9 protein-coding genes are annotated in these 12,549 nt (G+C 59.8%); 2 read left to right on the forward strand and 7 right to left on the reverse strand.

The genetic code is table 11. The features are described 5' to 3' along the window. Positions 1 to 60: 60 nt before the first annotated feature. From putP to DOM36_RS10330, 6 genes are all read right to left on the reverse strand, one after another. Positions 61 to 1,551 (reverse strand): sodium/proline symporter PutP, encoded by a 1,491-nt coding sequence (gene putP, locus DOM36_RS10305; RefSeq protein ID WP_110643046.1) that lies wholly within the window; start codon positions 1,549 to 1,551, stop codon positions 61 to 63. 224 nt (positions 1,552 to 1,775) lie between these two features. Then, positions 1,776 to 4,967 carry a bifunctional proline dehydrogenase/L-glutamate gamma-semialdehyde dehydrogenase PutA gene (putA, locus tag DOM36_RS10310; protein WP_110643047.1) on the reverse strand — a complete coding sequence of 1,064 codons (3,192 nt, stop codon included), beginning with the start codon at positions 4,965 to 4,967 and terminating at the stop codon, positions 1,776 to 1,778. Between the two features lie 247 nt (positions 4,968 to 5,214). Next, positions 5,215 to 5,985: a helix-turn-helix domain-containing protein gene (locus DOM36_RS10315; protein ID WP_110643048.1), complete on the reverse strand. Its 771-nt coding sequence runs from the start codon at positions 5,983 to 5,985 to the stop codon at positions 5,215 to 5,217. A gap of 24 nt (positions 5,986 to 6,009) precedes the next feature. Continuing rightward, positions 6,010 to 6,381, reverse strand: coding sequence for a hypothetical protein (locus tag DOM36_RS10320; protein ID WP_110643049.1), 372 nt, complete (start codon positions 6,379 to 6,381; stop codon positions 6,010 to 6,012). 85 nt (positions 6,382 to 6,466) lie between these two features. Next, positions 6,467 to 7,495 carry a tripartite tricarboxylate transporter substrate-binding protein gene (locus tag DOM36_RS10325; RefSeq protein ID WP_232823793.1) on the reverse strand — a complete coding sequence of 343 codons (1,029 nt, stop codon included), beginning with the start codon at positions 7,493 to 7,495 and terminating at the stop codon, positions 6,467 to 6,469. Positions 7,496 to 7,877: 382 nt separating this feature from the next. Further along, positions 7,878 to 8,270, reverse strand: coding sequence for a hypothetical protein (locus DOM36_RS10330; RefSeq protein ID WP_075569939.1), 393 nt, complete (start codon positions 8,268 to 8,270; stop codon positions 7,878 to 7,880). 631 nt (positions 8,271 to 8,901) lie between these two features. Between DOM36_RS10330 and DOM36_RS10335 the strand changes: the two genes are divergently transcribed. After that, positions 8,902 to 10,095, forward strand: coding sequence for an MFS transporter (locus tag DOM36_RS10335; RefSeq protein WP_110643050.1), 1,194 nt, complete (start codon positions 8,902 to 8,904; stop codon positions 10,093 to 10,095). A 25-nt stretch (positions 10,096 to 10,120) separates the two neighbouring features. On the opposite strand, the gene DOM36_RS10340 is transcribed toward DOM36_RS10335, so the two are convergent. After that, positions 10,121 to 10,729, reverse strand: coding sequence for a helix-turn-helix transcriptional regulator (locus tag DOM36_RS10340; protein WP_110643051.1), 609 nt, complete (start codon positions 10,727 to 10,729; stop codon positions 10,121 to 10,123). 305 nt (positions 10,730 to 11,034) lie between these two features. On the opposite strand from DOM36_RS10340, the gene gltX reads away from it, so the two are divergent. After that, positions 11,035 to 12,513, forward strand: coding sequence for a glutamate--tRNA ligase (gene gltX, locus DOM36_RS10345; RefSeq protein WP_075569936.1), 1,479 nt, complete (start codon positions 11,035 to 11,037; stop codon positions 12,511 to 12,513). Positions 12,514 to 12,549: the final 36 nt, after the last annotated feature.

Raw genomic sequence — 12,549 nt, forward strand, 5'->3', positions numbered from 1 at the left:
ATCGAAAAGGGCTCCCGAAGGAGCCCTTTTGGCGACGTCGACCGCGTTGAATGCGCTACCTTAACGGGTGATCTGCTTATATTCACCGGCATCGGCAGTCATGCGGCTCACCACCAGAATGGCAACGAAGGAGGCGATGAATCCGGGAATGATCTCGTAGACGCCGGGGCCACCCAGGAACTCGTTGCTCCAGCCCAGCGCAATCCACGCCATGACAGTGAGCGCGCCCACGACCATGCCCGCGATGGCGCCGGCGCCGTTCGTGCGTGACCACATCAGGGACAAGATGATCAGCGGGCCGAATGCCGCGCCGAAGCCTGCCCAGGCGTTACTGACCAGGCCCAGAACCTGAGAGTTCGGATCGGACGCAATGATGGCGGCCACGACGCCGACCAGCACGACGCTGATCCGGCCCACGGCGACCGTTTCCTTCTCCGTGGCCTGCTTGCGCAGGAACAGGCGATAGAAGTCTTCGGTCAGTGACGAAGATGCCACCAGAAGCTGACTGGATATGGTGCTCATGATCGCAGCGAGCAGCGCCGCATAGAGGAAGCCGGTGATTAGCGGATGAAACAGCAGGTTCGCGAGGATGATGAAGATCGTTTCCGGGTCCTGGACCTCCATCCCGTTGCGGATCGCATAGGCGCGGCCGAATATGCCTAGGGAGATCGCGCCGATCAGAGAGATGAGCATCCAGCTCATGCCGATGTTGCGAGCCACGGGAACGTCTTTCAGCGATCGAATTGCCATGAAGCGCACGATGATGTGCGGCTGCCCGAAATAACCCAGTCCCCAGGTCACCGCCGAAAGCCATCCAATGAAGGTCAGGCCGTCCGTCCACGACAGCAGCGTCGGGTCGACTTCATTCAGCGTCTGGGAGGCCTGCGAGAAACCGCCGCCCCCGTCCCCGAAGATGACGACCGCCGGCATGATCACCAGAGCCAGCATCATGATGCAGCCCTGGACAAAGTCGGTCATGCTCACTGCCAGGAAACCGCCGACGACGGTATAGGCCAGCACCACGCCGAGCGTGATGACGACGCCGGCCGCGTAATCGCTCAGACCGCCAAGATTGATGACGCCGGAAAACGCGCTCTCGAAGAGCTTGCCGCCTGCCACCAGCCCCGACGCCGTATAGATCGCGAAAAAGATGACGATGACGATGGCGGAAACCGTCCTCAGCGACATCGCCCGAGAGGGGAACCGGTTAGCCAGGAAGGCAGGAATGGTGATCGCGTTGCCATAGTGCACCGTCTGCTCGCGAAGACGCGGCGCGACCAGCAGCCAGTTGAAGAAGGCACCAACGAACAGGCCGGTACCGATCCATGCCGAGCCCAGACCGGAGACGAACATCGCTCCGGGCAGACCCAGCAGCAGCCAGCCGCTCATGTCCGAGGCGCCTGCTGATAGCGCCGCCACCTGCGGGCTCAGGGTTCGGCCACCCAGCATGTAATCTTCGGACGTGGATGTGGACGTGCGCATGGCATAAAGGCCGATGGCGATCATGAGCGCAAAGTAGGCAAACAGGCTTATCCAGACACCAATAGCCATAAAACGTCTCCTGTCTCTTAATTGTTAGGCCGGACGCGGCGCCGGCGGGTATGGGGGCGCAGGCGGGCCGCAGCGCTGATGTCGAGCATCACGATCAGAGAGCGTTCCCGCGTGCAGCCTGTATTGGCGTTGTTTTCAAACACTGTTTTCAACCACCGTTTTCAACCACTGTTGTCACCATGAGCCGCTTCCTGCGGTTTGCTGTCGCCGGGGACGAGCGGGAATCACTCGTCACCCATGGCGAGCAGCGAGGCGTTCCCTCCCAGCGCCGCCGTGTTGATGGTGCGCGTCTTTTCGGTGGCGAAGCGTAACAGATAGTGCGGTCCGCCTGCCTTCGGGCCAGTACCCGAGAAGCCTTGTCCGCCGAAGGGTTGCACGCCGACGACGGCACCGATGATGTCGCGGTTGACGTAGACATTGCCGACCCGGATGCGACTGGCGACGTGATTGGTGAAGTTCTCGTTGCGGCTGTGAACGCCGAATGTCAGCCCGAACCCCTTGGCATTGATGGCGTCGATGACGGCATCGATCTGATCGGCACGGTAGCGGGCGATGTGCAACAACGGGCCGAACTGCTCGGTCTGCATCGATTCGATGCCGTCGATGCGAAATGCCATGGGAGCGACGAAGGTGCCGTTGCCGGTCTGCTCAGGATTGAGCCGGGCCTCGGCGATCAAGCGGCCCTCGGCTTTCATCGTCTCGACATGCTCGAGTAGACCCTTGCGGGCGTCTTCGTCGATGACCGGACCGACATCGGTGCCCAGATCCCGGGGATCGCCGATCCGCAGCTCCTCCATCGCCCCGCGCAGGATCTCGATGACACGGTCGGCAATGTCTTCCTGCAGATAGAGCACGCGAAGCGCGGAGCAGCGCTGGCCGGCACTCTGGAAGGCAGAGTGAACCACGTCTGCCACCACCTGCTCGGGCAGGGCAGTAGAATCGACGATCATCGCATTCATGCCGCCGGTCTCTGCGATCAGCGTCGGCAGGGCGGCGTTATCCCTGGCGGCCAGGGCCCGGTTGATGATCTGTGCGGTATCGGTGGAGCCGGTGAAGACGACACCGGTAATCCGAGGATCGCTGCTCAGGACGCTGCCCACGGTCGGGCCGTCGCCGGGCAGGAGCTGTACGACATCGCGTGGCATGCCGGCTTCGTGGAGCAACTCGATGACGCGGTTGGCAATCAGCGAAGTCTGTTCGGCGGGCTTGGCCAGCACGGTATTGCCCGCGACGGCGGCCGCGACCAGTTGGCCGGTAAAGATGGCGACGGGGAAGTTCCACGGGCTGATCGCGGCGAAGACCCCCTTGCCGCTCATCATCAGTTCGTTGGACTCGCCGGTCGGCCCGGGCAACGCGGTTGGCTCGGCGAACAGCTCTCTTGCCCGAGCGGCGTAGTAGCGGCAGAAATCCACCGCCTCGCGAATCTCGTCGACACCGTCCGTGAGCAGTTTGCCACCTTCGCGGGAGCAGAGTGTCATTAGCTCCGCCAGATGCGTTTCCATCAGATCGGCATGACGCTCGAGGATGGCCGCGCGCGCTTCGACCGGCGTTTCGCTCCAGCGCGGGAACGCTTGCCAGGCGATGTCCACTGCCTGCTCTGTCTGCTCACGCGTCGTCCACTGTACGCTGCCCACAGCCTGACGACGGTCGTATGGACTGGTGACGCGCTGGCGCTGACTATCGTCGTCGGCGACATCGATGCCCAGCAGCGGCTTGGCGTGGTATTCCCGATCCATGAACGCTGCCATGCGATCGATGAGCGGCTGATATTCACTATTGATGTTCAAGTTGACGCCCTTGGAGTTCTTGCGTGCTGGACCATAGATATCTTGCGGCAATGGAATCCGGGTATTGGCGAAGGTCGGATAGGGCTTGAGCGCCGCGATCGGATGAACGCAGAGCGATTCCACGGGAACGCGCGGATCGACCAGTTGATGAACGAAGGATGAGTTGGCGCCGTTCTCGAGCAGCCGGCGAACCAGGTAAGGCAGAAGATCCTTGTGCGCGCCGACAGGGGCGTAGATGCGACAGTAAGTGCCTTGCGGGGCACGCTTGAGTGCGGCGTCATAGAGCGCCTCGCCCATGCCATGCAGGCGCTGGAATTCGAACGCACGGCCGGCGTTATTGGATAGTTCCAGGATATTGGTAATGGTGTGCGCGTTGTGGGTCGCGAACTGGGGGAAAATGCGGCCGCGGGTGTTCTCGGAGAGCAGAAACCGGGCGCAGGCGAGGTAGGCGACATCCGTGCAGGCCTTTCGGGTATAGACGGGATAGCCGTCGACGCCGAGCTTCTGCGACTCCTTGATCTCGGTATCCCAGTAGGCGCCCTTGACCAGACGCAGCGGAATCTCGTCACCCTGTTGATCGGCCAGTCGATTGATGTAGTGCAGCACCGGCAGGCAGCGCTTGGCGTAAGCCTGCACGACGAGTCCGAAGTGGCCCCAGCCACGGCAGACGTCGCTTTCGAAGACGGCACGAAAGACTTCGAGCGACAGCTCCAGGCGATCGACCTCTTCGGCGTCGATGGTCAGTGCGACCTGGCGCTCGCGGGCCATCTCGACGAGCTGCTTGACGGTGCCAACGAGCTCTTCGAGTACCTGGGTGCGACGACCGAATTCATAGCGCGGATGGAGCGCCGAAAGCTTGATCGACACGGACGGCGCCGGGGTTTTCGCATCCAGCTTCATGCTGGTGTCGCCGACCTGACGAATCGCCGAGGCGTAGTCGTCGAAGTAGCGCTGGGCATCCTGGCGGGTGCGTGCCGCCTCGCCGAGCATGTCGTAGGAGTAGGTGTAGCCCTTGTTGAATAGCGGCTTCGAGCGTTTGAGCGCCTCGTCGATCGTGCGCCCCAGCACGAACTGCTGCCCCATGATCTTCATCGCCTGATACATCGCGCTGCGGATGACCGGCTCGCCCATGCGATTGACCATGCGATTGATGAAGTTGGCCGGCTTGCCTTCTCTCGGCTTGTCCAGCTGGATCACGTTGCCGGTCATCAGCAAGCCCCAGGTCGAGGCATTGACGAACCAGGACTCGCTTTGGCCCAGGTAGCGCTTCCAGTCGGCGACCCCCAGCTTGTCTTCGATCAGTGCATCGGCGGTGGTCTTGTCGGGAATACGCAGCAACGCTTCGGCCAGACACATCAGCAGCACGCCTTCCTGAGTGTCGAGACTGTACTGCTGAAGCAGTTCATCGATGGAATCGACAGCGGTATCCATGGCGCGCACGTCGCGAACCAGCTGCGCGGTGTTGTCGCCAATGCGCGCAAAATCGGCCTCGCCGGCATTCAACAACGTGCAGAGCTCGGTCAGATAGGCGTCTTCGTCGACGATGTAATGATCGCTGACGCGGATGAACAGTTCATCCAGCGAAGTCTGCCAGGTGGCAGCGTCCAGCATTTGGTCGGCTCTTAGCATCGTTCAATCCCTGGGTATTCAGCGTTGGTGTCAGCGTCTGCGCGTGAAACACGCTGATGGCCGGCACCAAATGGAAAGTCTTGGCATCTGACTCTAGCGTGAAACAGCCTGGGGGTTCTTGCCAATTATCCGGGGAGATTTGTCAAAAGACCGGGATGACGGACAGGATAGTGGTTTATTACCGGGATAGTGGTTTATTACCGGGATAGTGGTTTATCAGGAGCGGCTGCTTCTCGGGAAAGACGGCTTATCGGGAGAGACGACGCAGCTGCATCGGCGAGTGGCCATAGTGGCGCCTGAAGGCGTGGCTCAGCGCGCTCTGGTTGGCAAACCCGGTACGTTCCGCGATATCAGCCAGCGGCATGTCGGTGGACGTCGTCAGTTCACGGACTCGAGTCAATCGCAGTCGCATCACGAACTGATAAGGCGTAATTCCCGTCTGATCACGAAAGCGCTCGGCGAAGTGCGCCTCGCTGAGGCAGGCGAGGTTGGCCAGATCGGATACGCTGAGGCGTCGATCCAGCCTCGCGATAACGAACTGCTCGAGTCGTGGAATATCCAGAGACCGACCGGATCGCTTGGTCAGAGTCGGCGGACACAGCGTGGCGCCAAGACGCGCATGTAGCGAACTGAGCAGCGTCGTGACCAGCAGATCCCCTGAGGCGTGATTGGCCCGAGTCATCTCCTGGATCAGAAACTGGAGATAGTGCTGCAGCGACTCGTCCAGCGAAAAATAGCCCGGGCGATCGAACAGGCTTCTCGATCGGCGATGCATGCCGGTCAAGGCACTGGCGTCGTCCGGTAGATCGATGATCAGCTGCCGATTGTCGCCGATCCCTTCGTAATAGTGTTCGATATTGGCCGGTACCAGACAGCCGGAGAGTGGAGCCACGATCCCGCTTTGTCCGGCAATCTCGAATTCCGCATAGCCAGAGAGACCGATCACGATCTGATGATAGTCGTGATGGTGATGCTGAATGGCATTATCGAGCGGCGCCAGCCGAATCGTGTCGGTCATGCGCCCTGCCTCGGCCGACCCGGATCAGGCACGGTATTCGCGCCCTTCGAGCGCCTGATGAGTGGCCAGATGATCACGCAGCGCGGCAATCTCTTCACGGCCGCTGCGGGAAAAGAGCGATCCTCCCTGAGCGGCTTGCCATGGGCGACCGTGGGTTTCCATCAGATACTGGCTCCGCCGACGCAGATTTTCCAGGAAGGCATCGTGGCGGATCGGATAACCGATCAGCGTATTCCAGCGCGCTTCGCTGGCACGGTTATCGAGCACGGCGTCGAAGAGATCCAGTAGATCCTGTGCCTGGGTGCGATAGCGCGGCGTTCGCGACAGCATCAACGCTGCCACGGTGGCCAGGCTGACCAGCAGGCAGACGGCGAAGACCAGAAGAAACAAGGACATTCAGGCGCTCTCTCCAGTGCGCGGCAACCGTGTCAGTCTACCATGGCGGTTGCCGCGTCTCCCAAACGGACGGGAAAGTGGGGCGCTAGCGAAGCATGCCCAGCTCGCTGCCGATCTCCCGGATGTCAGTGATCTGCTGGTCGACGAAACGATCCAGGTCGTCGCCTGATTTGTGGAACGGCAGTAGCCCGCTTTGCGTCATGATCTGCTTCCACTGCGGCGACGTGTAGAGCTCGTCCAGGGTCCGTTTCCACCAGTCGTAACTTTTCTGAGAAGCGCCCGCTGGCGTGTAGAAGCCTCGCCAGTTGGGGGCAACCACATCGATACCTTGCTCTCTCGCGGTCGGGATGTCTGCCAGATTGCCGGGCAGGCGCTCCTCGGCGAAGATCGCCAGAACGCGCAAATCCCCGCTGTCGACGAAACTCTTGGCTTCGCTGAGATCGCCGGTAAACGCATCGATATGCCCGCCCAGCAACTGGCTGATTGCGACCGATCCGGAATCGAAGGCCAGGTACTTGATGTCGCGAATGTGGGTAACGCCCGCTTTACGGGCCGCCATCAGCACCTTGATATGATCGAAGCCGCCGGCGACATCGCCCCCGGAGAACGTCACGCTGCCGGGATCAGCCTTGAGGTCATCCAGAAGCTGCGGCAGTGACTGATAAGGAGAGTCGGCGGGAACGGCGATGACGCCATAGTCAGCGCCCAGGGTCGCCACCCAGCGGACCTGGTCGGCATCGCCATCGGGATAGTTGCCCAATGCCAGTTGTGTGGTCGTGGCGGTCGATGCCGCCACGATCAGGTCATCATCGCCGGACCGCTTCGCCTGTACGTGACTGAAAGCAACGCCGCCGCTGGCGCCGGGCACGTTGATCGTCTGCATTGCGGCAGGAATCATCGATAGCTCCTGCAATGCCCTGGCCACGGAACGGCAAGTGAAGTCCCAGCCACCTCCCGGTTGGGCTGGCGCGATGCAGTCGACCTTGCCCTGAGGGGCGGCGTGCACGGGCGTGACGAGCATGACTGCCAGCAGAGGCATCGTTCGGCAGACCCGTTTGACGAGCTTGGTCAGGGAGATAGAAGTCGTGCAGGCGGAAATGGCAAAAGGGTGCATGGGCAAGGATCCGTACGGTGTCTTCAGCGAAATATCGAATCTTCATCGAGCTATCGATGTCGTTATTCTGGGGCGCCAAATTCGTGGCATCGGCGATCGCGAGACAGTAACGGATTGGTCCCGCGTTCGCCATTGGCCTTTGGCGGGGGCTGACCGTGGGCAGCAACGGGATAGGTCAAAAGAGAGGGAATAGGGCGCTAACGTCCAGACAAAAAAACGCCGCGCAGAGCGCGGCGATAACGATCATTACAGTGAGCTCGAGAAACCGCATAGCAACTGCTGTGTCGAATCTCTTGCTTACTGAGAGCAGCCGGTGCCCGAAAAGTTCCTTGACCATGGAAATCAAGCTTGAAAGTCGGTGCTGGTTCGTGATCGCGTCCTGCTAGGGCAGGGCCCTGATGCCCTCGGCAAACCAGGCATCTTCGGCCCACTGCCTGACACGGCCGGTTTTCGCGACCCAGAATATCGTAATGCCCTGACGCAGGCAGAAGTCTTTCATTCCCGCCATCCGGCGACGAAATTCTGTCGTGTCGGGTAGTGCCAATGAGACCCGAGTCGACCCATCGGGTATTTCGGTGTCCTGGATGAGATAGAAGAATGCCTGCGTAATCTCCATCCAGGGATCGTGGCCCTCGCGATGGCTGTCTTCTCCGCGACAGTCGACGATCAGCCGACGCTGTCCAAATACCGGGGTGGCTTCGAGGTCGATTTGCGAGCGTGTACCCAGGCGGCTGCTGCCGCACTGATAGCCATTGACGCGGAGCCAGTCGGACATGGCGTTTACCACGTGATCATGAGTAATACTGTCGGTTGCCATAAGCCTGTCATAAATTTTTTTGATGTTATGAAATGACGCGGTACGTCTCGATCATGATACGGTCATGTTAAGGTTAACATAGCTCAATATGCCGATAGATGCGTAGTTGGTATAGGGCCGCGTCTATTTTGCATGATGAATGTTTTTTGGCTTTTTTGACTGCCTAGTGACGGTATCGGTGCGGATGTTATCAGATAAATTATTGTTTTTAATGATTTATTTCGAAGGTTTCGAGTTTCGTTCTGCTTGTCGGCTTGATGGGGAGGGCTGAGTTGGCAGCTAACGGTGTCCAATGAGGCCAACCTTGTCTCGTGATATCTTTCATTAGTTAAGATTGTGCTTTTTTAATATTAAATCCAAGGTTTAATACGATCGTTTGTTTGTCAGTGATACCGCAGATCGGCATGGGGTGGGCTGTCGGCCACTGTTCGCCGCCATTTCGTCAGTTCATTTTTCCGGTTTTCCTGTGGCGTCGATTGCCGAGCGCAGAGGGAAAGCGGCCAAAAGAAGTGGTCTCAATGGTTCCATTCGCTGGCGAGGTGTGAATAATGACGACTTTTACGGTATTAGACTAAAGTAGGAGGGTTTCGTGGCCAATGCGTCCGGGTCCACTGCTGCGAAGCCTTCGCGGCGATATGCGTTACTGATCGAGCTGGCGCTGGCCGTGGGTGGGTTCGCCATCGGGGTTGGCGAATTCACCATCATGGGGCTGATGCCCAATGTCGCCGAAGCGCTGAACATTTCGGAGCCGCAGGTCGGTAACGTCATCAGTGCCTATGCGCTGGGTGTGGTAGTCGGCGCACCGTTGATAGCGGTCATGGGATCGCATTTCTACCGGCGTCACCTCCTGCTGATGCTGATGGCATTTTTCGCGTTGGGCAATATTGCCAGCGCTTTCGCCCCTGACTATCACACCTTGATGGTCTTCCGTTTCATCTCGGGGTTACCGCACGGTGCCTATTTCGGCGTGGCCTCTCTGGTCGCGGCGTCGCTCGTTCCTTCGCACAAGCGGGCGCAGGCCGTCAGCCGTGTCATGTCGGGCTTGACCATCGCCATGCTGGTGGGCAATCCCTTCGCCACCTGGTTGAGTCAACTGCTGAGTTGGCGATTGGCCTTCGCGATGGTCGGCGGTATCGCCATTCTGACCGTGATTCTAGTGTTCATTTACCTGCCGTTGAACCGGCAGGAGAAACGCAACAGTCCCGCGCAGGAACTGACGGCGCTCAAGCGTTCTCAGGTCTGGCTGACCTTGGGGGTGGGGGCGATCGGTTTCGCCGGCATGTTCTGCGTGTTCAGCTACCTGGCTCCGGTGCTGATCAACGTGACTCAGGTGTCGCCTTACTGGATACCCGTTGCCCAGGCGGCGTTCGGCGCGGGTGCCATCATCGGCAACATCGTCGGCGGCAAGCTCTATGATCGTATGCAGCTCAAGGGGGTCGGCTGGCTGCTGGTGTGGTGCATTGCGATCTTGCTGCTGTTCCCGCTCGCCGCGCAGTCTCTCTGGTCGGTACTGCTGATCTGCGTGGCGATCGGCACCATGGTGTCACTGTCTCCGGCACTGCAGACGCGCTTGATGGACGTGGCCGCGGATGCGCAGACGCTGGCCGCCGCTTCCAATCACGCGGCCTTCAATGTGGCGAATGCGCTGGGGCCATGGTTGGGCGGAATTGCCATCGGGGCTGGCTTCGGCTGGACCATTACCGGTTATGTGGGGGCGGCCACGGCGGCGGGTGGCCTGATCGTGTTCTTTTTCGCCTATCGCCAACAGCAGCGTCATGGCTGAATCCGATCGCCCGCGTATTGGTCGACTACTGGCGACACCAGCGGGCTCTGACATAACCGACGATACGAAAGGGTGGGTGGCGAACGCTCTCGACGGTCACACCCTGAAGTTGCTCGCCGCTGACGCGCATTCGGCCGGAGGCGAGGTGTTCCAGGTACTGGATCTGCAGCAAGCCTTCGCGCTCCAGTAGATACAAGCCATCCTGCTGGAACCTGTCGCAAGTCGCGATCGCAGCCAAGTCTCCCTCGAACAGAAAATCGAATGACTCGTTCTCTGCCGGCGTCACCAGATGGCAATCCCGAGTCAGCATCTGCAGGGTAGACAGCCCGCCTGTTTCGGTTTCCTGCTGTTCCCAAGGCACGCCAAGGTGCGCCTGAAGACTGAGCACGGCGGTGCTCGACGTCCGAGAAGTGGCCGATATGGCATTCAACGAGTCATCATCGAGCAGCTGTTTGATCGAGCAGTTCAGCGCCGAGGTCAGCGCGACCAGGCGCTCATGACCGATCTGCTTGATGGTGCCTGATTCCCAATAGGAAATCGTGACGTCAGAGACGCCCACCCGTCTTGCAAGCGCGGCCTTGCTCATGCCGGCCTGAAGGCGGAGTTGTTTGATTCGTGGTCCTAACCCGTCCATCCATGAATCTCGCCTGCGTAATTGGTGCAGTGAGGATATCCACTCGCTGCCGAAGTATGTTTCGGGTTACGACCCTGTCGTTCCGAAATCTCGTGGGAAATCGTGTCGTTGAAGAGAATCGAGGTTTTCCGAGTACGTTATCGGACAGACGATCAGCGTCGCTGAGCCGTGGCCGACTGCTTGAGCGTAGTTCGTCATCTGCAGCGACACCACCGAAAAGCCTGGAAGAGAGCTGGTCGGGCGCTGCAGCCCATCGCTTTGGGAGCGTATAATGTGGCGGCTCGTTCATCAACGGAATGGATTACATGACGGTACGCACGCGTATTGCGCCTTCGCCCACCGGCGATCCGCACGTCGGCACGGCTTATATCGCCCTCTTCAATCTCTGCTTTGCTCGTCAGCATGGCGGGCAATTCATCCTGCGCATCGAGGACACGGATCGCCAGCGTTCCACTGCCGAGTCGGAGCAGATGATTCTCGATTCGCTGCGCTGGCTGGGGCTGGATTGGGACGAAGGCCCGGATGTCGGCGGCCCCCACGGTCCCTATCGGCAAAGCGAGCGCGGCGATATCTATGCCGAGCATGCCGATCGTCTGCTCGAACTGGGCCATGCGTTCAAGTGCTATCGCACCAGCGAGGAGCTCGATGCGCTGCGGGATTCACGCAAGGCCGCGGGGCTCCATCTGGCGTTGAAGCCTCAGGATCTGGCGCTGGAACCGGAAGAGCAACAGCGTAGAGAGGCCGAAGGTTTTCCCTATGTCATCCGGATGAATGTACCTTCCGAAGGTGTGTGTGAAGTCGACGACATGCTTCGCGGTCGAATCGAGGTGGACTGGGCACAGGTTGATGCGCAGATCCTGATGAAGTCCGACGGGATGCCGACCTACCATCTGGCGAACGTGGTTGACGACCACCTGATGGGCATCAGTCATGTGCTGAGAGGCGAGGAGTGGATCAACTCCGCACCCAAGCATCAGTTGCTCTACGAATATTTCGGCTGGCCCATGCCGCGACTGTGCCATATGCCGTTGCTTCGCAACCCGGACAAATCGAAGCTTTCCAAGCGCAAGAACCCGACGTCGATCAACTACTACCGTCGCATGGGGTTCCTGCCGCAGGCCGTGACCAACTACCTGGGGCGAATGGGATGGTCGATGCCGGACGAGCGGGAAAAATTCGGGCTCGATGAAATGATGGCGAATTTCGATATCCAGCGGGTCTCGCTGGGCGGCCCGGTATTCGATCTCGACAAGCTGACCTGGCTCAACGGCGTCTACATCCGCGAAGATCTCGATGACGAGGCATTGCTGAAGGCGTTGCGTGACTGGGCTTTCAACGAGGCCTATGTCGGCCAGATTCTGCCGCAAATCCGCCCGCGGATCTCGACGCTGTCGGATGCCATGCCGCTGGCCGGACATTTCTTTGCGGGCCTGCCTGACGTTCGTGAGGCTAGCTTCGCCGATATCAACCTCGAGCGCGATACCCTGCTGGCATTGCTGCAATTCCTGGTCTGGCGCCTGGAGTCCGTGACGCGTTGGGAAAAAGAGGAGCTGCTGGCTCAGGTCAAGCGTCTCGCCGAGCACTTCGAGCTGAAGATGAAGGCTTTTCTCGCGCCGGTATTCGTCGCTGTCACGGGCAGCGCTCATTCGACCTCGGTGCTCGATGCCATGGAAATTCTCGGTTCGGACATGACTCGGGCTCGTCTTCGGCATGCCATCGAAGTGCTGGGCGGTGTGTCCAAGAAGCAGGCCAAGCGGCTGGAAAAGGCGTATCGCGAACTCTGAGGCAGGAGGGCGACGACGCTAGCCCTGCAGTCGCAA

The organism is Salinicola sp. CPA57 (assembly GCF_003206035.1).
Taxonomy (GTDB): Bacteria; Pseudomonadota; Gammaproteobacteria; order Pseudomonadales; family Halomonadaceae; genus Salinicola; species Salinicola socius.